Origin of the sequence: Nitrosospira sp. Nsp2, from assembly GCF_003050965.1 — a bacterium.
GTDB lineage: Bacteria > Pseudomonadota > Gammaproteobacteria > Burkholderiales > Nitrosomonadaceae > Nitrosospira.
This window is the reverse complement of sequence record NZ_QAOU01000004.1, coordinates 96,710-118,296: the sequence shown is the minus strand read 5'-3', so window position 1 is coordinate 118,296 and position 21,587 is coordinate 96,710. Positions and strand designations below refer to the sequence as shown.

Annotated in this window: 16 protein-coding genes and 1 riboswitch; of the genes, 1 reads left to right on the top strand and 15 read right to left on the bottom strand. The window is 51.8% G+C overall.

Annotation, left to right across the window (positions count from 1 at the left end):
• Nucleotides 1-24 precede the first annotated feature (24 nt).
• The 3 genes from wecB to C8R31_RS10390 form a co-directional block, all read right to left on the bottom strand.
• Nucleotides 25-1,164, bottom strand: coding sequence for a non-hydrolyzing UDP-N-acetylglucosamine 2-epimerase (wecB, locus tag C8R31_RS10400; RefSeq protein WP_107694168.1), 1,140 nt, complete (start codon nt 1,162-1,164; stop codon nt 25-27).
• A gap of 230 nt (nt 1,165-1,394) precedes the next feature.
• Nucleotides 1,395-2,561, bottom strand: coding sequence for a glycosyltransferase family 4 protein (locus tag C8R31_RS10395; protein ID WP_107694000.1), 1,167 nt, complete (start codon nt 2,559-2,561; stop codon nt 1,395-1,397).
• 2 nt (nt 2,562-2,563) lie between these two features.
• A complete protein-coding gene (locus C8R31_RS10390) occupies nt 2,564-3,709 on the bottom strand; it encodes a glycosyltransferase family 4 protein (protein ID WP_181320550.1) in 1,146 nt (381 codons plus the stop codon).
• A 599-nt stretch (nt 3,710-4,308) separates the two neighbouring features.
• Nucleotides 4,309-4,395: riboswitch (cyclic di-GMP riboswitch) on the top strand.
• Nucleotides 4,396-4,452: 57 nt separating this feature from the next.
• Between C8R31_RS10390 and C8R31_RS10385 the strand changes: the two genes are divergently transcribed.
• Nucleotides 4,453-8,031 carry a right-handed parallel beta-helix repeat-containing protein gene (locus C8R31_RS10385; RefSeq protein ID WP_107693998.1) on the top strand — a complete coding sequence of 1,193 codons (3,579 nt, stop codon included), beginning with the start codon at nt 4,453-4,455 and terminating at the stop codon, nt 8,029-8,031.
• Nucleotides 8,032-8,113: 82 nt separating this feature from the next.
• Here the strand turns inward: C8R31_RS10385 and C8R31_RS10380 are convergent, their stop codons facing one another.
• The 12 genes from C8R31_RS10380 to epsE all read right to left on the bottom strand — a co-directional run bounded on the left by C8R31_RS10380 (nt 8,114) and on the right by epsE (nt 21,575).
• The gene (locus tag C8R31_RS10380; RefSeq protein WP_107693997.1) at nt 8,114-8,869 is read right to left on the bottom strand and encodes a WecB/TagA/CpsF family glycosyltransferase; all 756 of its coding nucleotides are present in this window, start codon (nt 8,867-8,869) and stop codon (nt 8,114-8,116) included.
• A 180-nt stretch (nt 8,870-9,049) separates the two neighbouring features.
• Nucleotides 9,050-10,162 (bottom strand): glycosyl hydrolase, encoded by a 1,113-nt coding sequence (locus tag C8R31_RS10375; protein WP_107693996.1) that lies wholly within the window; start codon nt 10,160-10,162, stop codon nt 9,050-9,052.
• A gap of 194 nt (nt 10,163-10,356) precedes the next feature.
• Nucleotides 10,357-11,304 (bottom strand): glycosyltransferase family 2 protein, encoded by a 948-nt coding sequence (locus C8R31_RS10370; RefSeq protein ID WP_107693995.1) that lies wholly within the window; start codon nt 11,302-11,304, stop codon nt 10,357-10,359.
• Between the two features lie 137 nt (nt 11,305-11,441).
• Nucleotides 11,442-12,980, bottom strand: coding sequence for a lipopolysaccharide biosynthesis protein (locus C8R31_RS10365; RefSeq protein ID WP_107693994.1), 1,539 nt, complete (start codon nt 12,978-12,980; stop codon nt 11,442-11,444).
• Nucleotides 12,980-14,446, bottom strand: coding sequence for a hypothetical protein (locus C8R31_RS10360; RefSeq protein WP_146164584.1), 1,467 nt, complete (start codon nt 14,444-14,446; stop codon nt 12,980-12,982). Before C8R31_RS10360 ends, C8R31_RS10365 begins: the two co-directional genes overlap by 1 nt.
• A gap of 91 nt (nt 14,447-14,537) precedes the next feature.
• Nucleotides 14,538-15,518 carry a GDP-L-fucose synthase gene (locus C8R31_RS10355; RefSeq protein WP_107694167.1) on the bottom strand — a complete coding sequence of 327 codons (981 nt, stop codon included), beginning with the start codon at nt 15,516-15,518 and terminating at the stop codon, nt 14,538-14,540.
• Between the two features lie 7 nt (nt 15,519-15,525).
• Nucleotides 15,526-16,656 carry a GDP-mannose 4,6-dehydratase gene (gmd, locus tag C8R31_RS10350; RefSeq protein WP_107693992.1) on the bottom strand — a complete coding sequence of 377 codons (1,131 nt, stop codon included), beginning with the start codon at nt 16,654-16,656 and terminating at the stop codon, nt 15,526-15,528.
• Nucleotides 16,643-17,320, bottom strand: a complete 678-nt coding sequence (epsI, locus tag C8R31_RS10345; protein WP_107693991.1) for an exosortase-associated protein EpsI, B-type — start codon at nt 17,318-17,320, stop codon at nt 16,643-16,645. Before epsI ends, gmd begins: the two co-directional genes overlap by 14 nt.
• Before the next feature lie 4 nt (nt 17,321-17,324).
• Nucleotides 17,325-18,242: an exosortase B gene (gene xrtB / locus C8R31_RS10340; protein WP_107693990.1), complete on the bottom strand. Its 918-nt coding sequence runs from the start codon at nt 18,240-18,242 to the stop codon at nt 17,325-17,327.
• Nucleotides 18,243-18,373: 131 nt separating this feature from the next.
• Nucleotides 18,374-19,306 (bottom strand): chain length determinant protein tyrosine kinase EpsG, encoded by a 933-nt coding sequence (gene epsG / locus C8R31_RS10335; RefSeq protein WP_107693989.1) that lies wholly within the window; start codon nt 19,304-19,306, stop codon nt 18,374-18,376.
• Nucleotides 19,307-19,319: 13 nt separating this feature from the next.
• Nucleotides 19,320-20,750, bottom strand: coding sequence for a chain length determinant protein EpsF (epsF, locus tag C8R31_RS10330; protein ID WP_107693988.1), 1,431 nt, complete (start codon nt 20,748-20,750; stop codon nt 19,320-19,322).
• A 27-nt stretch (nt 20,751-20,777) separates the two neighbouring features.
• Nucleotides 20,778-21,575: a polysaccharide export protein EpsE gene (gene epsE / locus C8R31_RS10325; RefSeq protein WP_107694166.1), complete on the bottom strand. Its 798-nt coding sequence runs from the start codon at nt 21,573-21,575 to the stop codon at nt 20,778-20,780.
• Nucleotides 21,576-21,587: the final 12 nt, after the last annotated feature.

Below are 21,587 nucleotides of genomic sequence, written 5' to 3'. Positions count from 1 at the left end.
CTTTTTTAAAACGCGCCCAAGGATTCAATGCTGGGCTTCGTCAACGCCCAGTTCCCTCGCTAGAATCCCCACAATCCGCTCGGCTGCTTTTCCGTCCCACAGATGCGGGCGACGTCCTTGCTTGCCTTCGCCGCGCAGCACCTTGCGCACCTCGGCAACGATACGGGCCGGATCAGTACCCGCCAGCACATTGGAACCTTCATCTATCGTCACCGGGCGCTCTGTGTTCTGACGAACAGTAATACATGGTACCCCGAGCGCGGTGGTTTCTTCCTGCAGACCGCCGCTGTCGGTTAACACGACAGCGGCATCCTTCCATAGATTGAGAAACGCCATGTAGGCCTGCGGCCCCACCAGGGTGATGTTCGGCCCGAGATCGATTCCAAATTTTTCAAGATTTCCTCGCGTACGCGGGTGTACCGGAAATATCAACGGTAACTCAGCCGAAATCTCCTTCAATCCTTCGCATATCTTCGTCATCGTATACGCCGTATCCACGTTGCTGGGGCGATGCAAGGTAACTACTCCATAACGTCCGCCATCCGCCATGGTGGCGATTTTGAAACCGGATGTGTCAAACGCGGCAGTATCTTCCTGCTCCAACTTCTTTGCCTGATACAGTAAATTATCCACCATCACGTGCCCCACATGGTGAATCGCGACGTCTCGCTTGCCCTCGCGTTTCAGGTGCGCAACCCCACTCGGTTCTGTAACAAAAAATAAATCAGAGATGCTATCGGTAACCAAACGATTAATCTCTTCAGGCATGGTCATGTCGCCGCTACGCAACCCGGCTTCGACGTGTGCCACTGTAAGATTTGCCTTTTTCGCAACAATTGCGCACGCTAACGTAGAATTCACATCCCCCACCACAACCACAGCATCGGGCCGATCGCGCTGGCACAACTCCTCGAAAGCAACCATGATTTTGGCGGTCTGCTGAGAATGGCTACCGCCGCCGGCGCCCATAAAGGTATCCGGCGCGGGAATGCCCAATTCCTCAAAAAATACATCATTCATTTCGCGGTCGTAATGTTGACCCGTGTGAATGATACTGTAGGTAAAGCCGCCATGGGCGTGCAGCGCCCGTACGATGGGGGCGATTTTCATGAAATTCGGCCGGGCTCCCGCGATCAGATATATTTTTGCCTGTTTCAATCTCATGTCTTTAAAGTTGCAAATATCACTAATACCAAAAATACCCGCCACTGACCTGCTTAGCTCTCCATCACAGGCTTAAAAGGCCCATTCGAGATTAGAGCGAGATCGAATATTAGTTGAGATAACCTCCTACTACCCATCCTGAAGCGGATACTGTTCCCAAATTAAATCCAGTCACTTGCAGTGCTTGAGAAGATTGACCTTTAAAGGATGTACGGAAATTATCAGACGGACTATTCATGCGCTGCTTTTTTTACCTCATCAATCGCATCACGATAAATGGTGACAAGCCGCTCATAATTACGACTGGCAGTATAGCGCGCTTCGTAGCAAAGGCGAGCCCTCCGACCCATTGCGATCATCTGTTCCGGGTGTGCCAGCGCCCACATTATCTTATCAGCCAGGTCGACCGGGTTCCCGGGCTCGAATAACAAGCCGGTCTCGCCATTCTCTACAAGTTCGGCAAATGGCTCGATACGACTTGCAATAACCGGGGTTCCAGTGGCAAAAGCCTCCAGAATAACCAAGCCAAAGGTCTCAGACATGCTCGGCACTACTAGTACCGCGGCACAGCTCATCTCGTGGTGCACATCTGACGGCGACAGATGACCTAAAAGTCTAATACCTTCCACTCTTCGTAATTCTGAAGCTTCGGGGCCCTCACCAGCGACACGCAAATCGACTTCTGACAGTAAAGCTGCTGCGCTAGCTAACGTTTTCACCCCTTTTTCTACCGACAAGCGCCCAACGAACAGTAGTCCTTGGCGGGGCATGGGGAGTGGCGGTGGAAAATTTACAAAATTTGGTTTCACTATGACGCGATCTTCCGGTAATCCACCTTCGATGAACTTCTTACGGCAGAATTCGTTTAGCACAATGTAACGCGTTACCTTGGTGCGGTACGTACCCAATCCGCGATGCAGTGCCAGCATTCCTGTCGTCATCGCAGAGGCCGCCCGCGAGCCTCGGAAGCATGCGTGTGCCACTCCGCGCCATGGTAAGCGGCCCAAACAGTCCTCACATGCACTCCCTTCGCGCAGAAACACTGCATTTAGGCAGATAAGTCGAAAGTTGTGTAGGGTCTGCACGATCGGCACTTTGGCTCGGGCGGCGGCCCAGTAAAGAGAAGGCGAAATCAGGGGAAAGGTGTTGTGTGCATGGATGACATCGGGACGGAACTGTACAATCAGTCCAGCTAGATCGCGTGTTGTCCGCGTTGACCAGAGCACTTGCCGCGCAAGCGATATTGACGGGATGTCGGTAATTTCGTCGTTGGTGCGAGAGTAAACCTCCACTATATGGCCATGTGAACGCAATAGCGGGACTTCAGACTCAACAACGGCGTCTTCTCCTCCCCGATGCTTGTAGGCATTATGGACGATGAGTATGCGTTCCTTCATTCTCATCGTCCTCTCAGAGTGGGTAATTCCAGGCAGCGCAAAACACCATCTGCAAACTTGCGTGCCATATTCCCTACCGTATATTTTTGAGCGCTCGTTTTGCAGCCGATCGTCAGCAATTCGATCGCCGACTCATCCGCCAGAAGCTTGGACACGGCCTCTACGTAATCATCCAAGGAGGTCGTCGTCATCAATCCGTTTTCGCCATTAGTCAAATAGGCTATTTCCGGACCGTGCCCCCTACAACTTGTTGTTATCATTGGAACACCTGCGACAAAGGAGTCAAGGATATTTAAGCCAACGACGCCGGGATTGATCATTACTTTTGCTAACGCCAGCACATCTGCTTTGGCTTGTCCCTTGCGCACCCCAAGATACTTTGCCCACGTATGCTTCGCACAAAATTGGTCGACTAAATGTTTTTCCGATCCTGAGCCTACTATCAAAAACTCGAAATCCGGCATGCGATGATGAATTCTAGCTACTGCGTCCAGCATAAATTGGATTCGTTTTTCCGCGTAAAACGAACCGATATATATACCAACATTTTCGCTTTTCAATCCCAACTCTTCCCGCAGCTGCCTCAATGCTTCCTGCTTCACCCCTCCGACCATATTCGAAAGCTCGACGGTATCAATAGCGTTGTCCAACACCGTGATGCGCTCCCGCGGAAAGCCGCTCTGCTCGATTAATGGCACGCTAATGTTCGTATAACCGAACCACCAGTCCGCTCTTTTCGTGGCAACACGTTTATATCTCTCCCGAAGACTATTTGCGTCAGCTTGAAGATTACCCCCGTGGCCCCAGAGGGCGAGGCGTTGGCGTTTATAAAGATATTGGGCAATCAAGTTATAGATAAGCTTGTTTTCTGAGCTGAGCACGGCAATGTCAACTTCTGCCAGTTTGTGTCCGAAAGGCTGCCAACAGATTCTCTCACCAAAAAAATAGCGCGTTTCGAGGCCTTCTCCCCAAGACAATGTTCCCGAATCGTCTTTACCACCTTCACTCGGTGCAGGCTGTCCATAGACAAGCTTTAATTCACAGTCTCTTTCGCTGAGTTCTTTACGAAGTGCTTCAAAAAAAGCAACCCGATAATGCGTCAAGCGGCGCTGAACAATTAATGCGCGGTAGCGAGTACGCTCATTCATGATTGACATATGTGCTTATCACGTTGGTGAGCCCCTTTATGGGAGCGAGAAAGGGGGAATCAGATCGGAAAACAGAGACAGGTCGGGCGGAAAGCGTGGTGTTGAGCTTACCGGAGAGTGGTGAGACTTTGAAGGATGCATACCTTTTTGATATTAGATTGCCCGGCACCACTAGGTGAGATTTTTATAACGCTATCCCGCAAAAACTATATCAGCGTTAGAGTATTTGCTTGACGCAATCCAATACCGTCCGCCACTACGGTGGCGAACGAACCGCTTCGGCGAGGCCTCGGTAAGGCTGCCGATGTGCCGATGCGCTCTTTTAATTGGAAGTTACTAGCACATTGTATTCGAAAATTGGCTAGCACCATAAGTCATGCTTCTCTAAGAAAGTATCTCTGTCGCCATCTCATTAAACTTGCTGATACCAGCTGATGAGATTGCGGGCTTAAAAAAGCGAAATATGGCGAACGAGCCCCTCAGAAAAAAATAGGCGAGAATTCCCTCTTTTCTAAGCTACAAACATTTAAAAATTATGTATAGTTCTGGTAGAGTTAACTTTTCATAATTTATACCGTAAGAGATGTAACGTATTTTTAGTCTGTAAAGGGCAAACCCCGCGAAAGCGGGGGACGCAAAGTCATCGGTCTACCGGGCGTAAGCCCCATGACGGCAGGACTGCCAGATAACGCGACTCGTTTCACTGCTTCTTGCAGTAACCGGGTATTTGTCGACAAAACTAGATGGGTTGGATTGCGGTTCCGTTTTCCCATCTGGTTTCGTTCGATGCCTGCGTCATCACGCAGTTCGGCCTCGCTCTAGAGGAGGAACTGAACGTGAAAACCAACAAGCAGCCGCCAAAATCTGTCTCAGGGCAGCATTTTTTCTGGCTGTTCATCGCTCGCCAATTTGCAGTTATTCGTTCCCGGCTCATAAGTCGCCGTCGAGGGACGGACTTTGCTCGCCTTTACTGTTTTGAAAAAGCTTGGGCATTTGCTCCCAAGTTTTTCAAAAGCAGGGAACGGCATGAGGCCATGTCGAACTTCCACACCAAACGCAATGCCGTGTCCGGCGTTTGCATCGACACGAGGACGACCTCGTCACCGATCGTGTGCCAGCGCTATGAGGACAAAAAAATGATCGCATCTACCCCTGAAAGACACTTTTATATACCGCGAACGAAAAAAATCATTATGAACATTATCAAGAAACTCATTGTTATCTTTATTCTTGCTACTACCCATCAGTATGCTCATGCGACAACTTATTATATCGACTCCGAGCTCGGCAACGATATGTGGTCCGGGAAAATGAGGGCCAAGACAGCAGGTAATGATGGTCCTTGGCAAAGTCTTAATCGTCTGACGGCTGCGACGCTTTCCCCAGGGGACGTCGTGGAGCTCCAGTGCGGGAGCAAATGGATACAGACACTTCGACTCAAAAGCTCCGGGACACCCGAGCTACCGATTACTATTCGTTCAGCATCCTCTGCCTGCAGTACGCCACCGTCTATTGAGGGCAGTCAGCGTATCGACGCACACGGATGGGCTCGCGAAGGTGATGCTATTTTCAACTCTTCCTGGCCGGTTCAAAAGTTTCAAAATGGAACTCTTGCGGCGGGCGTGGAGGGCTGGACGTCGTGGTCGGCCTCATCAGACCAGAAACTTGTGTACGAGAATAACTGCCCTGACTCTCCGGCTGGTTGTGCGGCTTTTACAACCAGTATGAAGCCCGGCAGCATTGCTATCAGCAACAACTTTCTCGTTGAGGCGGGGGTTTCCTATAACGGCGCAATCACACTAAGGATTCCGAAAGGAATCAAAGTTGCCGTATTGGTCAGGCGAGGCAGCGCACCTTATGAACCCATTTCTGCTGTGTACTGGATAACTGGAAACGGTTCGTGGCAAAAATCCAGCTTTGCCTTTACCACTCGGTCTACGATATCCAATGCGCGACTCGATATTGAGGTCCAGTCCGAGGGGGTAAAGCTTCACTTCAAAGATACTAGTCTCAAGGCCGCTTTTATGCCTCCCCTGGGTGCATGGATCGGCGATCTGCCCTTGCTGCCAGCATATCACCCCAATCGGGGGCATGACACTGAACGCCCGGATTCTGTTTACGCTGTCGCGGCGTCAGATGCGAATGCCGTGCGCACTCCTTACGGCGGCGCCGGAAGCACCTATCTTGAAATCGATTCTGACCTGAAGTTACCACAGGGAGTCATGCCGAGGCCAGGGAATCGGCTGCGCATACGCTCCGCACCGTGGCGAATCGATGAGGTAACCATTACCAGCATTTCAGGTAACCGGCTTAACTTCACGCCAGCGACAAGCTATCCAATTCGGAAAGGACACGGATACTTTCTTCTTGATGCAACCGGGACCTTGGATTCCCCCGGCGAATGGCTCTACGATGCCAATAAAACGTCCGTCTCTATCTGGACCCCGGAAGGAAACGATCCCGCCGGGCAAATTCGCCTGAGCGTGCTTGAAAAAGGCATCGATCTATCCAATCGTTCCAACATTATCCTCCAAGGAATAAACTTGCGGCGCACCGGTCTCGGGATTGACCTGACCAATGCGAAGAACATCACGATAAAGTCGGTTGGCATAACGGACACGGTGGGGCAGGGCATATTCACCCATAATTCCAGCCAAGTTAACATTACCACGAACCGGATATTGCGTACCGGCGGAGATGCGATATCCTCGTTTACTTCCAAAGCTCTCCGTGTGACAGGAAACGACATCAGCGAAAGCGCGGTCACAATGATTGGCGACCGCGTCTGGAGCCTCCCCGCGCCGACTCAGGCAACTGTGCAGGCCGGTTCAGCCGCCACGATAACGGATAATCGTATCAGCCGGTCAGGGGGAAATGGTATCTGGACACTTGCAGATGGCAATATCGAAAAAAACGCGGTTTTACATAGTTGCCTGCTGCTCAACGATTGTGGCGGTATTTACGTCAACGTAGGATCCCCCAACACAAGAATTGCTTCGAATCTGGTTGAACAGGTCTATGGCAATGCTGACGGGGTTATTGATACTCGGATACACTCCGTCGGCATCTATCTGGATGATCTCTCCACTAACATGAAAATTGAGAGTAACAGTGTCGCATGGGCGGAGTTTGGCATACAGGTACACAACTCATACAAAAATAATGTCAGCAGTAATATGCTTTTTGGAAATCGTCAGTTCCAGATTTTAATGCAGGAACAAACGAAGCGTTTGCGCGCAAACGGTGATATATATGGGAACAGTATCGACGATAATACGCTGATCCCTACGACGCCGGTTATTGGCTTGATGAAACAAAGCAGCATAGGGGAGACAGGCGACTTCGGGACCTTTGAACGCAATCATTATTCTGCGCTTCTCTCCAGTCGTGTCATTGGTCAAAGTGACTCAAACGAGCCTTACACAGAGTTGCGTTTTGAAGAGTGGCAGGCCACGTCGGCTATCGCAAATATGGCGCGCGATGCCAGTGGGAAAGTTCATAATCCCGTCGGCTATGCAGCTACTAAAATCACCGGCGTCAACATCGTGCCCAACGGTAACCTGGTCGCTGGAAATGCTGGTTGGTCGACGTGGAATCAGACAGCTCCACTCGGAAAACTCAGCTTTCAAAACTGCGACTTGGTTGGTCCTTGTTTATACCGCTCTGAAGGAGCCTCAGACGGACTTCTCTCATCCCCAAATTTTTCCATAAAGGGGAACGTCTGGTACCGCGTAACCTTTGATATCAGAACTGATGAAGTCGGACAACCCTTCGAAGTTCTAATCAGGCGCGATGGCTGGGGCACCAACCTCGGATATGAAACACTTATGGGTAAACCTCAATCCTTTACCGGCAGCCGCGGATGGAAACGATACAGCTTCACCTTTAAAACTACTAAATCTATTACGGCAGGGGACCCCATGACGGGCGAACGGGGTGCGCGCGTGGATTTTCAAAAAATTCCCGCAGGAAAATCACTATATATCGCAAACCTCGAAATTGTTCCGATCGCGGCGCTGGAATCAGCGCTGAGCCTCCGGCGCATTAGCAACCCAGGCAGGAATGCAGATGACATCTCGTGCCCCGATGAGGTTAGCGCACCGGAGGCATGCGCGAATTACGTGAGGTTCTCGGATCAGCAGCCCGTTTCCTGGCCTGTTAATCTACCTCCACTTGGCACCGAGATCTTTTTCACGCGAGACCCATCCCTTGTTGATAGCGATGCAGATGGGGTTGCTGATATCCAGGACAAATGCTCCCAAACATCCGCAGGTGAGATTACAGATGCTGCGGGCTGCGCGCTGGGACAATCACCAGGATGAGCACAACTTAATAAGGGGCGGCGCCTGTTATGGCGCCGCTCGATTCGCAAATTGCATGATAAAAAGGGGAAACCACGGCGGCTTAACGGCGGCGAAAAAGCAACTGGCGAGTTGCCAGGAAAATAAAAAGAGTATTCGTCACGAAATAACGTTTCCACAGGCGACGTGGCTCGCTGAGCAAACGGTAGAGCCATTCCAGGCCACTTCGTTGCATCCATGATGGCGCACGTGGGGTGGTTCCCGCATGATAGTCAAAAGCGGCGCCCACGCCAATCATCACAGCGTTAATACGACCCCGATGTGCCGCCATCCATTTTTCCTGTTTCGGACAACCAAGGCTCACCCATACGGTGCCCGCGCCCGATGCGTTGATACGGGTCACATCAGCTTCATCTTCTTCCTCTGTCAGCGCACGAAATGGTGGAGACCAGCTTCCAGCAACACGCAAGCCGGGAAAAGTCTTCGCGAGTCGATGCTCCAGGATTTGAAGAGTCTCGGGGGTACTGCCGTAAAGATAAATTGATTCACCCCGGGTTGCCGCTTCGGCGCAATATCGCCACATTAAATCGGGACCGTTAATCCGTCTTTGCAGGGGAACACCGAAACGCCGCAACATCCATGCGACGGGCTCGCCATCTGGGGTCGCCATATCTGCGTCATTCACCACCTGCCCGAAAATAGGATCGTACCTGGTGGTTACAACTGAGTGAACGTTACAAATGCATACGTAACGGCTTTCGTTAGCCTGCGCCCATCCGTTGATCCGCACGATCGCTGATTCCCACTCCAACACGTCAATGGGCGTTCCCAGGACGAGAATTGTGCGTCGGTTTTCCATCAACGAAGTCGACCGCAGAAACGTTGGCTATGCAAATGCTGGCAGAGCTTCGGCGCGCGCTTGCCCGGTTTTTCCCGGAATCCGCTCTTTGGATAATTCTCTCCAGGCAAGCGACTTACGGAATAAAGGGCGTTGTCGAATATTATCTGACGGTTACTCTTATCTCGAATAACGTGCCTTCTACTTAGCAGACCAGGATACTTCATCTTTCACGCCGTCTTTTTTAACAAAAGTGCAAATCCAATTATTCTGATTCTGGGAGCAGCGCACCTGTGATGCGCCGAGCAGGCGATCATATGCGTTGCGCCACTGCTGGACAATAGGCTTGGGACTTCCAGAGTGAGGATCGATGAAGCCAAGAGCGGATTTATTATCCCATGCGTACCAATAAAAACGATCAACCCCTTCAGCTTTGGACAATGCGAATGCTTTGAGCACAAAGTTCGTGTCGTCCGCTGTGATCTTCTTGTAACCCCTTACCATTGGATGATCCGAGGAACCATCTTTACTATCGAATCGCCAACCCGTTTCCGTATTCCACAGCGGCTTTTCGCTTACGCCATTCTTATTCATCACACGACGCACGTCACGAATGATGGGAACCATTGCCTCGGGTCCCGATTGGGTCACGTAAAAATGATGAGCTACCACATCAATACACTTTTTCCCTCCAGAGGCAAGAAAGCGGTCGAGGTGTTCAATATGATCCTTCGTCCCGGTGGATGCCGCCGGCGACACAACTTTATTCGACTTATCGATGGATTTCAATATCTTGAAGGCTTCACAAGTCAGGTCGACAAGTTTATCCATGCTTCCGGTGAAATGTGGCCTGAGGTTCGGTTCGTTCCAGATTTCATAGTTTCGGATGCGTCCTTTATATCGCTCCCCCACTGCCCTGACATAACGGCGCCAATCGTCCATCGTGGCAGGTTCACTGGCATTGCCGGGACTATAGGCGCTGGCTTCGCTCGGGCGAGCAGCGGCCCATCCCGGCGTGTTAGCCAAAGGTAGTAAAATATCGACGCCCCGCATTTCGGCCATCGCAATATACTTATCAAGCCGAGAGAAATTCCATTTCCCCCGGGATGGTTCAAGTTCGGCCCAGGTTACGTTCGCATCCCAAAGCCTCCAACTCCCAAATGGAACTTCCGGCCATGCCGTGCCCCGATCTGCTCGGTGAATATGGAGACCAAAAAATTCTTTTGCGATTGCATCTGATTGGGCGCTTACGCTTGCGCTGGATAAACATGAAATTACAACTGTGAATAGTCCCATTGCGATAACCGGCTTCATCGTTTAGCCCCCCTGTTAGTTAGGCCTTTGATCTAAACAAATTGCAACTGTCGGGAATTAGCTGCGTCGATCTTGAGCGGCCAGTGCTGGCAATTCTGCTCGCCGACGATATTCCCCTTTAATAGTAGACCGAATACGCGCTCGTTGAGGCAGAATGAGTTATCCGGCTCGACCGTATCTCTCGTTCGACGCACTCAATAACCTCTCCAGGTAAATTTGGTCAGCGCTACCACCCTGCCCAGGCCGCCCATCGCGCGCCACCACAGTCTCACTGCACGATGGAGACCGAAAGGAGTTGCGGCAATGCCAGCAAGGCCACAAATAATAAATACGCCTCCTCCCATCAATGCTCTGACAGCCTTTACGGCTACGGATGACGGATGGGCCCGCCAGTAATTCACCGACCCACGAAGCCGCCGTTCCAACATCCATTTCGGCTGCTGTCGTTCGAATGGAACTACTTCATACGCTACTGCTTCGTCACACCATTGAAATTTCGCTCCCCGATCCTGCATCCGGGCAAAAAAATCGTAATCCTCGCCGCCGGTATTTGCCAACCTCGTGTCGAAAGGCGGCGCAAGAAGCTGGAACCAGCTTGCTTTTACAAGAGCATTGCCAGTCCTGGCCTCCCGGGCGTCGATGGCCGTCCCGGTCACGTGCCGCGGACGATCATAAAGCCCGCTGCGTCTGGCCCAGGATTGGGAACCTTCGGGAAAAGCGGGTACCACCGGACCAAAAACAGCGTCTGCATCCTCTAGCAACCGAGTTTTCCAAAGTAAGTCGAGCCAATCCTTCGTAGCGGTTTCGTCATCATCGATCCATGCGACAAAATCTCCGGTAGCAAGCGATGCTGCGGTGTTGCGCGCAAACGAAATCCCTTTTTTCGGCTCCACTGTATAGCGGATGCTGAAAGCAGGATGCTGCTGTTTCGCCCTGTCGATAATATCGGACGCACTGCCGTTAGGATCGTTATCCACAACGATTATTTCGAAAAGCCCGCGGAAGCTTTGTTGTGCAAGACTATTTAGAAGCAGTGCCAGCAAGTGAGGTCGCTGGTAGGTACATACACAGACGCTTATTGCGGGAGGTCCAATGCGATCAGCTGGCTGGTGGGTGAATGATTGCGAAATACCATGATGCATTTTTATTCAACTTTCACTCTTGAAGTTGGACCGGACCTTAAAAGCACTTTAAGTTCAACCCTGCCTCGGGTCGATAAGAGACAAGATAAGGTTTGAATCAAAGGCGGTAGCCATACAATCAAACCGTTGGTTTACTGCTACCAAATGAATATGTTACGTCTAAGCAATCGGTTCAGTCTGGCCCGCTCGTCTCCATTAAAAGGCTTGAGGAAATATGACACGAGCAGATAAAGGCCGCAGCCCAGCGCGGCGTAAAGGAGCAGCTTCAGTAATCCGTGCATTGGCAATGCGTTCTGCATACTCATTTGTTGTATCACAAGGAATGACAACAAAGCTGAGGCGGAGAGCTTAATGAATCCTGGCATATCGGGCCGATATGCCGTGGTTCGAACCAACGCGCCGATAAGTACCGTGTTGAAAATGAGCTGGCCGACTAACATGGCGACGATCGGTCCCCAGAGGCCCAGGCCCGACTCGACGAGCACATAGGCCAGCGGCAGCGATAAAACTCCCAGTGCGCTTCCCCAGAGGCAGAGCGAACTCATGTTGTTGGCGACCGCCACTGTTTCAACAATGTGCCGCTGACTAAAGGGAATGAGGGTTAACAGCAGCCCTGCCAAGTAATATCCACCGCTGACAAACTTGCCACCACTTAGTAGACTCAACAGTTCATCGTTTACCAACCCGACGAATACCAGGACGGGCATCAGCGCGAACAGACTCAGTTTGCCCGCAAGATTAGCGTTTCGGGTCAACTCGCCAGGTCCGCCTTCGCCCACGTAAGAGGCGATTAATTTTGGCCGAATCAGGCTGAATAGCAGTGAAGCGGGCAAATAATTGGCAATCTGCGTATATAGGCTGCGTAAGAAGCCGAATAATGCGGTAGCCTCTATACCGATATAACGTTGAATCAGAAACACGAAAGCCTGCGGGCTATAGGTCATCGTAACGAGATGATTGAAATACATATAGAACGCGATACGCCACCTTTCACGCCAAATGTCCGGCTGCCAGTCGTTCTTACCCGGCAAGTCGCGGTGTGCGTGCAGGTATCGGGTCAATGCGCGGATCGCCACGAAGATGCCGAATAGCGATGCCGCTATTTCGATCAGTACCACAGCGTGCAAGTACACTGGACCCTGGAGTACCGTTATACTTATAAGAAGTAGCATGACCAAGTTGCGGGCGACTAAACTGATTTGCGCAGATCCCTGCTGTAGCAAGGGGCCGAGAATGTGGTCCCTTATATTCCGGCCCGTGCCCTCCATGATCACCACCAAAAGGTATAACCTTGCGGCAGCGGTATGTTGCATAAGTTCGAGAGATTCCAGTGCCCATGGCATCACCGCAAAGAGCAACAGAGATCCCGCTACCAAAAAGGCGACGAGGCGGCCAACTAGCTGCCACACGAATTGGCTCAGTTTGTTACCGCTGGCATATAGCCGAAACTCAGGCAGGTACCGTGCCGCCACCCAAGGCAGACCTAGGGAGGTAATGGCGAGCATAAGTTCCATTGCGCTCACGAACGCAACGTAAGCGCCATATTCCTCGGTCGAGAGCAACCGCACCAGCCAGAGCAAGAGAATTACAGTAAGCAGAGCGGAAACCGCCTTTCCGGCAAGGAAGTGCGTAGCGCTGCGCGACAGCGCTGCCCTGGAATATGGCGAGACACCCATCAGCGGCTTTTGTCGGGGAGAACACCATGCGTACGATGTAACCGCGCGAGATAACCGAGCAAGACGACAAACACGATCTGAAAACTCAGATTTTCGAGCAGCGATGAACGAAAGAAAAGATAAACGGCGAATAGCGCCAGCGCTGCCTGAATCGCTGCAACATCGGCCCGCATCGTCGGGTCCGCGAGTTTCTGCTGCAACCCGACCGCGGTTCTCCAGGCCGAGACAAAAATAGCAACGAACAGACCAACCCCGAAAATACCCACGTCCCAAAGCAGGCTCGAAGCGGTCGTCAACCCGATTCCGTGATTTGGGTATCGCATCGCCACGTGTCCACCAGCCTGATTATGCGCACTGCCCAGGCCGTTTCCGAGCACAAATGAAATTGGATCATGCGTACCCTGTTGCTTGGCCCAAAAGGTTATTACTGTGGTTCGATTAAGGTGATACTGGCCATAGCCCTTGTCATAAATATTGTAGTCGAGGTAATCCTGAATCTGGTCGTCCAGGTGTCTTTCCGACAAACTCACGTAAAATAAACCTGCAGCTGCGGTAAGCAGCACACCAACAACAAGACCAGCCAGCCCATAAAGAGGGCGGGCGATCATTTCGCGACGGTAGAGAACCAAAAACATTATTGGAAGCAGAACCACTACAGCCTTCGTCTCCCCCAAAAACAGCGGCGTTAGTACCAGCAGCGCGAGCAGCGTTATGCGACGGGGGGGCAGCGTCTTCTCCATTTGCTGTGCGAGCAGGAATGCCAGCACGATGATAAGGAAAGTGGCCATTTCCCCGCTGGCGCCACCACCGTAACGCATTGCACCGAAGGTACCTGCAACAACATCGAGTGGCACAATATTACGTAATCCCTCCCGCAGGGGGACGAGAGCGATGAGTTCGTAAAGCGCAGCGGGCAACTGCAGCAGCGCAACGATCAGAAGAAATACGCGCCACCGCCGGACGTCCCGTTCAATGAAGGGAAACCAGCACAAGGCGAACAGGAGGCCCCACATCTGAAAATAGCGCTTGAAGCCACCGGAAAACTCCCCTATGGAGTACCACTGGATAAAAGACACGAGGACTGAATAAACGAGAAAACATAGAGCGAGCCAGACGAAGGCCGGAGTATTACGTCGGGCGCCCGGCGACGTGATGGCCGTAAAGAATGCCACCATCATGAGGAAAAAACACAGAATCGAGACGCCCCAGGAAGCTTTTGTAACGATTCCTTCCTCGCTAAAAAGAGGAAGGAGGCCAGTCACAAGCAAACCAAGCGACAACACCAGCCAGACAATCCACGCTGGCCGTGCAATCAAAAATACCCCTACGAACAGGGCAACGGCAACACTGATAAGAGTCGGGTTGGCCGTAACCGAAACCAGGCCAAAGAAGATGGCTAATACCCCGGCTGCCAGCACGACAGCAACAGGTCCACTCCGTCCTGCTGGGCTGAAAGATGAGTTCATTTTACGTATTGGACCGATAGCGCAGATGCATAGTTATCTTACCAATCCGATCCGATGTGGGCGAACCGACCTGTGTCAAATGGAGATAGGCTCAGGAATACTTACCACGAAAATCCTGGTAAGCATTGACCAACCCCGCTTCCAAGGAAGTTTGAGCGCGCCAACCCAACGCATTCAGTCGGGAAACGTCCATTAGCTTGCGCGGAGTTCCGTCCGGCTTGGAGCTGTCGTAAACTATGGCGCTCGTGCAACCAACCACCTTTTTAATGGATTCCGCCAGCTCACGGATTGTCTGGTCCGTGCCCACTCCGATATTGATGAGAGGGGGCATGAACACCCCAGTCGCCGCCTCATCACTTCCCAGCAGGGAATCGAATCGCTCCTCGGGAAGGTTCATGAGGTAGATACAGGCATCCGCCATATCTTCGCTATACAGGAACTCCCGTCGGGGGGTACCGGTACCCCAGATAGTCACAGGAGAATTCCCCGCCATCTTCGCCTCATGAAACTTGCGTATTAAGGCAGGAATAACGTGACTATTATTGAGATCGTAATTATCACCGGGGCCGAAAAGATTCGTCGGCATGGCCCCCAAGTACTTTGTGCGGTATTGCCGATTGTAGCTCCAACACATTTCAATACCAGCAATTTTGGCAATCGCATAGGGGCGGTTGGTCGATTCCAGCGGACCGCTGAGGAGATATTCTTCCTTCATCGGCTGCGGAGCCAGCCTGGGATAAATACAACTTGAACCTAGAAACATCAGTCGTTTTACACCGCTGCGATAAGCTTCGTGAAGCACATTCGTCTGAATGGCAAGGTTATCGCGAATAAATTCTGCCGGGTATGTGTTATTGGCGTAAATTCCACCTACTTTCGCAGCTGAAAGGAATACGTATGAAGGGGTTTCCCGCGCGAAAAATTCCTCGACAACGCGTTGCTTCGTCAGATCTAATTCAACGTGGTTGTATGTGATGAGATTATTGTAGCCATCAGCGGAGAGCTTGCGGAGGAGGGCCGACCCGACGAGACCACGGTGACCCGCGATATAGATTTTTGCATTTTTATCCATCGCGATCCTATTCGTGATAGTCGTATGCAGAAAAACCATGTTTCTTCACGAGTTCGTCTCGCTCAGCACTTTTCAGGTCCTCACGAACCATTTCACTTACGAGTTCCTGGAAAGTAGTCTTCGGCGTCCATCCCAGTTTTTTCTTTGCCTTGGTTGGATCACCAAGAAGAGTTTCAACTTCGGTCGGCCTAAAGTATCGCGAGTCGATCCTGATAATTATTCTGGATTCGACATTTGCGGAAGCTGAAGCGACCATTCCAACCTCATCAGGTCCCTTCCCCCTCCATGTCAGCCTCATACCCAGCTCTTGGGCTGCCGCATTGACAAAATCGCGAACGCTATACTGAATACCCGTCGCGATAACAAAATCTTCTGCCTGCTCCTGTTGGAGCATTAGCCACTGCATCTCAACATAATCGCGGGCGTGACCCCAATCGCGCAGCGCATCAATGTTTCCCAAATAAAGACAGTCCTGCAAGCCAAGTTTGATCCGGGAAAGTGCTCGGGTAATCTTGCGCGTCACAAAAGTTTCGCCCCGGATTGGGCTCTCGTGATTGAAGAGTATGCCATTACACGCATATATCCCGTAGGCCTCTCGATAGTTAACGGTAATCCAGTAGCCATAGAGCTTTGCAACCGCATAGGGGCTGCGAGGATAGAACGGTGTAGTTTCCTTCTGAGGCACTTCTTGCACAAGCCCATACAGTTCGGACGTGCTGGCTTGGTAAAATCGAGTTTTTTTCTCAAAACCAAGGATGCGAATCGCCTCGAGAATGCGTAATGTGCCAATCCCATCAGCGTTAGCCGTATATTCCGGGGTTTCAAAGCTGACCGCGACGTGACTCATCGCAGCGAGGTTATAGATTTCATCCGGCTGAACCTGTTGAATGATGCGGATCAGATTGGTTGAATCAGTCAAATCACCGTAGTGAAGAACGAAGTTACGTTGTGAGACATGCGGGTCCTGATAAAGATGGTCGATTCGGTCGGTGTTGAAAAGCGAGGTCCGCCGCTTGATTCCATGAACCACGTAGCCTTTGGTGAGCAAAAATTGGGCAAGATAAGCGCCATCTTGTCCAGTAATGCCAGTAATCAGTGCGATTTTTTTTTCGGGGGTAGTCGAGCTAGAGATTGCCATTTAATTTTTGCCTGTATTTAGGCGTTAGGGCACCGAGCATCTGATCGGCAAATCGCGCCTGCACCGCAAAGGCGTGGGACGCTTCCGGGTCGATAGAGGAAACCCTGATCAGCAAGCCATCGGGTATTTTTCCGTTCAGGCCGTAACCTATCTCAACAAGTTTCTTCTCGATTCCCCCCTGGAATACCTTGTCGCCAACCGTTGTCCAGTACGTAACCGGTTCGTTGCGCTGGCCCAGATTGGTCAGTATCCGCGTGACTGGAATTGATCCATTTTCCGTCGTGAGCGTTCCTTTTTCCTTTCCCGTCAGCGAAAACCCCTGCGCAGGGTAACAAACTTCCGGATAGTGCAGCTGCATGGCGTCTCTTTGATCATCTCCATATGCTATCGCGAGCATGATTCGATAGCCATGGTTATTAACGTAGGTGCGATTGAGGGTCTGTGTATAAATTTTTTCAATCATTTCCTGCTGCTGCGGGTCAACCATTGGCACTGGATTTTCCTTTTCCGCGTGCCATTCCCCAAAAGCGCGGGGAATTATCGCTTCGAGGTCAATCGCCGGCTCATATGTCGCGACCTTGTAGGTGGGCCGCAAGGCCAGCGCGAGCCCTGAAGCCGCGAGCATTAGGACGAGCAGAATGAAATTTTTTATCCAGACATTCATGGGCTCAGGTAGGGCTTGCCGTCCCACTCTTATGCCGCAACCTGATGGCAAGTTGAAGGAGGGAATCTACACCAATAATCAAAAGCAGCGCGCTGAGAAAAAGAACCATGCCGGCGAAACCGTGGAGAAAGCCTTGCCCTGCCTCATCCCCGAAATGATAAGTGATCAAAGTCAGGATCATCACGCGTATGACATTTGCGGTAAAAGAGATGGGCACGATCAGAATGGCAAGAGCAATGTTGCGCATGACGGAGTCGTGCCGTACTATGTTGAGGTAGAGCAATCCCAGCGCTTCCAGCGTAAAAAGCGTGTGAAGCCCGGCGCATGCATCCGCAACCAGTAACTTATACTGCCCGATCTGCAAAATCACGCCGGTACGCGCGATTGGGTAGTCAGCCCAGAAAAGTATGTTTTCAGCTACATAGGAAACCGCCATTTTCATCGGCATGGTGAGAAAATCAACCAGCGGGCCGGGGAGCGGAATCATAAAAAGCATGAAGAAGAGAGGGAACCACTGTGCTTTAAGCGCTTTCCCGCCACGAATGAGTAGTAATATTCCGGAAAACAGCCAAACGACCGAGCCAATTTCAAAGACCAGAATATCCTGTGAACGGCCCAGGATATAAAGTATTAAACCGAATATGAAAAGCGGCCAACCAATCGAGGGAGTGCCCGACTGGCCTTCGCTCACGAGCACCATTTCCGGCCACTTCCGATACATAAGCCAGCACGCGATTCCTAGTACGATGGGGCCGTGCGCTTGCTGATCGGTACTCCAGACGCCCCGGAACAAATCAACCAGGCTCGGAAGGTAAAGTACAATCAACCCGGTTATTATAGGTAACCAGATGAGCAATTGTCTGCGCCAGCCCGCCGATGCGTCCGCTCGTCTGTTGAATGCAGTTGGTGAATTGATGCTCATTTTAGTTTTAACCCAACGTAACAGAACTTGTAGAGGTGCGGCACAACACCGCCGCAACCCGGCTTGCTCGCTTTGAAGTACGTTCTTCAGTGAGATTTGCTATCCGGCTGTATCGTCCTTTACTTAATTGCTTAAAAATCATTCAGTACTGAGCCCACCAGCATCGTGCGCGTTTGTTCAAGACTGCGGGCAAGACTGACGATGTCGGGTACGGAGCTGCGATTTTTGCGAGCCAGTATGAGCGCCGCGGATGCGCCAACAGCAAGAGTCACTGCCTCAGCATGGTGGTTGGCAGCGGGGGTATCGACAATAACAATGTCAAAATCTTGAATAAGTGTCTGTAACAATTCGGCAAAAACGGGGCGGCCGATCAATTCCTGCGGATTGGGTGGCACAGCGCCAGCAGGTAACACCGAAAGCCCATGGAGTGGCGAAATCCGGCTGATGACCTCGGTCCCGTTCCGGCCCGCAAGCATACCTGAGAGGCCCCCACCATGGCCCAACTTGAATAACTTATGCTGGCGCGGATTTCGAAGGTCAGCATCGATGAGCAGAGTACGTTCCCCGAGCTGAGAGAATACGATTGCCAGGTTGGCTGCGATAAAGCTTCGCCCCTCGCTCTCGCCCGGGCTCATGATGGCAAGAGCATTGCGCCGCGTCTCGCCGTTGAACCAGCGCAACATCAGTTGGCTGCGTAGCGCTCGCAACTTCTCAACCGCGGGACTGAATGGCTCATAGGCAGCTATAAGATCATGATGCAGGCTGGTGTCTGTTTGCGGAAGGTAAAGATAATCGAACTGACGTGAGAGTGCGAAGCGAATGTCCTCTTCCGTCAGGAGACCAAGTTTAAGGCCGGTGTCGCCAAAACGCTTGTCCTGCTCTATTTGTAGCCGCAGGATACGCTCAGCGTTTTCGGAAGATAAACGTCCGCTATCGACAAGAATGGTACCGATTGAGCTATGGCTCCCGGCACCCAACTGGGTTTTACCGTGAACTTGCGCATCACCCGAACTTGTGGTCTGCTGCCGCTTAATACTTGGAAAGGTACTTGTAACTGGTTTCATGGCTGGGTTCCGGTCAATGCTCGGGGACTTCCATTCCTATTGCTCGTCTTGGCGCACTACGTCCCAAAAATCTACCTTTTCTGGTGCCCGAAGGAGATCGCGTTCCGGCAATGGAGATCGTAGCTAACACTGGCAGATCCATGACTTGGGTTAGATCTTCCACCGAGCGCACGCGGCGATTCATAAGCTCAAGCACCACCGCCACACCTACCGCAAGCAATGTACCCAGGAATATGGAGATCAATACGTTGAGTAGAATCCGGGGTCGTGAGTGTTCAATGGGTATAGAGGCTGGATTCAGTATCGCGATATTTGTTTGGACCGAGAGACTCTCAAGTCTGGTATGAGCAGAACGTTGGCTCACCGCCTCAAAGTTGCGCTGGGCAGCTTCAACGTCGCGCTGCAGGACACTGATCTGGTCGCGCTGTCCGTTCAGCTCAAGCACGTATTTTTTGTGCCTTTCAATCGCTTCCAGCAACTCTTGCTCCTTCCGTTTGCCCACTTCGTAGGAGGTGCTGATGCTATTGTGGATTTGCCGCGTCTCACTGGCTAGCCTGTTTCTAAGCGATGCGAGCTCCGACTGCGCCCGTTGCGTCTGCGGGTGGTTTTTACCGAGATTCACGCTGCTTTCCTGAAGCTTGGCGTCAAGGCGGGCTATGTCAGATTTTAGGCTGTTGATCAATGGATTTTGCATCACTTCCGCCAGCGTCTCCGGGTTTTCAGTAGATCTGCGCTTGCTGCTGCTGTCGGAGGTTTGTCCCTGCACGATGGTCAACTGCGTTGAAAGCTCGTTGAGCTTGGCAACCTCATAGTCCAGGCGCTCCTCGGTGGCAATAACGCCGGTTTCCTGCTGATGGGCCGAAAGCGCCTGACGGGCTTTTTCCAGTTTGTCCCGGAGGGCTTTTGTCTGGTCGTCAAACCAGCTCGCGTGTTGACGGGCCGGATCGACCTTGAGTTCGAGATTTATGTCTATATATGCCTGTGCGAAGGCATTAGCCACGACCGCAGCAAAGCTGGGGTCGGCACCACTGAACTCAATGTTGACGACATTACTATCGCGCGAGGGTTTAACGTTTAGTTTTTTCTTTAACAACTGAGCCAGCCACACCGTTAAATCACCCTCACCTTCGGTCGCCTCCTCCCACTGCTCGCGGATAGCCGGGCTTTCATCCATGCGTAACAGTTTGACCACCCGTTGCGCCACTCGATCACTGTTTATGATATCGATCTGCGTCGCCATATATCCTGGAGTAAGGGATCCAGGCAATACCATACCGACGAGAGGATCGGGTGACTTAACGTCGATCACAACCGCTGTATAGGCTGTGTATTCCTTTGGCAGGATCAGGCTCACCACCAGTGTCGTACTCACGACGAGAAGAAACGCGAGGAGCGCTACTTTCCGGTGGGCCCGAAGGATAAGCAGAAATTGTGAGAGTGTCATAAGGTTTGGCTACTGGTTTGCTACCGTTTAGAAAATACTTTCCCGCACGTAAATGATGTCATTTGGCTGTACGGTATCGGTCATCTCCGGAGAGAGTTTTTCGACCACACCGTCCGCGTTTTTCCTATGCAACCGCAGCCGCCACTCACTGCCACGCACGGTGTGCCCCCCACCTTGGGCAAGGGCCTGCTGGATTGTCATTCCCCGTTCGATACGATAGGCGCCCGGACGCTGAGCTTCACCATAAATATAAAAGACCGGCGCGCGATGGACGTAGATCACGTCGCCGCCTGCGAGAATGATATCCGCATCGGATCTTTCACCGAGGTAGAGCTCCGCTATATCAATCACCTTACGGAAGGGCTTCCCGTCGCGCGAACCAATTACGATGGCTGAATCATCCCCGGTCGGGGTGATCCCTCCGGCCATGGCCAACATATCACTCACGCGGCTGAGGGTTTCAAGCGGAAACCGGCCCGGACGGTTGACCTGCCCGAGTACGCTCACCTGATTTCCGCGCATTTGCAGGAGAATAATGTTGACCTGTGGTTGCCGAACGAAACCGCCATTCTTTAGTGCGTCAGCAACTTTCTTTTCTGCGGCAGAGATAGGGAGACCGCCAACGTCAATGTTGCCAATCAGGGGATAAGTTATCACCCCGTTCTCGGAAACGCGCGTTTCGGTAGTGAGGTCAGGATTCTGGAAAACCTGAATACGTAGTACATCCCCAGGGCCAAGCGGATAGTCGTGATTCCCCTCCGCAAAAACGGTCGTCGCCAATAGGGCAAAGAAAAGAGTCAGTATCCGCGTCAGAGCTTGAGTCATGGATGTCAAATT

Coding starts and splice junctions, on each gene's coding strand:
- C8R31_RS10390 (WP_181320550.1), bottom strand. CDS start 3,709: ATGAATGAGCGTACTCGCTACCGCGCATTAATTGTTCAGCGCCGCTTG.
- gmd (WP_107693992.1), bottom strand. CDS start 16,656: ATGGCAATCTCTAGCTCGACTACCCCCGAAAAAAAAATCGCACTGATT.
- xrtB (WP_107693990.1), bottom strand. CDS start 18,242: ATGAGCATCAATTCACCAACTGCATTCAACAGACGAGCGGACGCATCG.
- C8R31_RS10385 (WP_107693998.1), top strand. CDS start 4,453: ATGGGTTGGATTGCGGTTCCGTTTTCCCATCTGGTTTCGTTCGATGCC.
- epsG (WP_107693989.1), bottom strand. CDS start 19,306: ATGAAACCAGTTACAAGTACCTTTCCAAGTATTAAGCGGCAGCAGACC.
- C8R31_RS10395 (WP_107694000.1), bottom strand. CDS start 2,561: ATGAAGGAACGCATACTCATCGTCCATAATGCCTACAAGCATCGGGGA.
- C8R31_RS10360 (WP_146164584.1), bottom strand. CDS start 14,446: ATGAACTCATCTTTCAGCCCAGCAGGACGGAGTGGACCTGTTGCTGTC.
- C8R31_RS10375 (WP_107693996.1), bottom strand. CDS start 10,162: ATGAAGCCGGTTATCGCAATGGGACTATTCACAGTTGTAATTTCATGT.
- C8R31_RS10370 (WP_107693995.1), bottom strand. CDS start 11,304: ATGCATCATGGTATTTCGCAATCATTCACCCACCAGCCAGCTGATCGC.
- C8R31_RS10365 (WP_107693994.1), bottom strand. CDS start 12,980: ATGGGTGTCTCGCCATATTCCAGGGCAGCGCTGTCGCGCAGCGCTACG.
- wecB (WP_107694168.1), bottom strand. CDS start 1,164: ATGAGATTGAAACAGGCAAAAATATATCTGATCGCGGGAGCCCGGCCG.
- C8R31_RS10355 (WP_107694167.1), bottom strand. CDS start 15,518: ATGGATAAAAATGCAAAAATCTATATCGCGGGTCACCGTGGTCTCGTC.
- epsF (WP_107693988.1), bottom strand. CDS start 20,750: ATGACACTCTCACAATTTCTGCTTATCCTTCGGGCCCACCGGAAAGTA.
- epsI (WP_107693991.1), bottom strand. CDS start 17,320: ATGAATGTCTGGATAAAAAATTTCATTCTGCTCGTCCTAATGCTCGCG.
- C8R31_RS10380 (WP_107693997.1), bottom strand. CDS start 8,869: ATGGAAAACCGACGCACAATTCTCGTCCTGGGAACGCCCATTGACGTG.
- epsE (WP_107694166.1), bottom strand. CDS start 21,575: ATGACTCAAGCTCTGACGCGGATACTGACTCTTTTCTTTGCCCTATTG.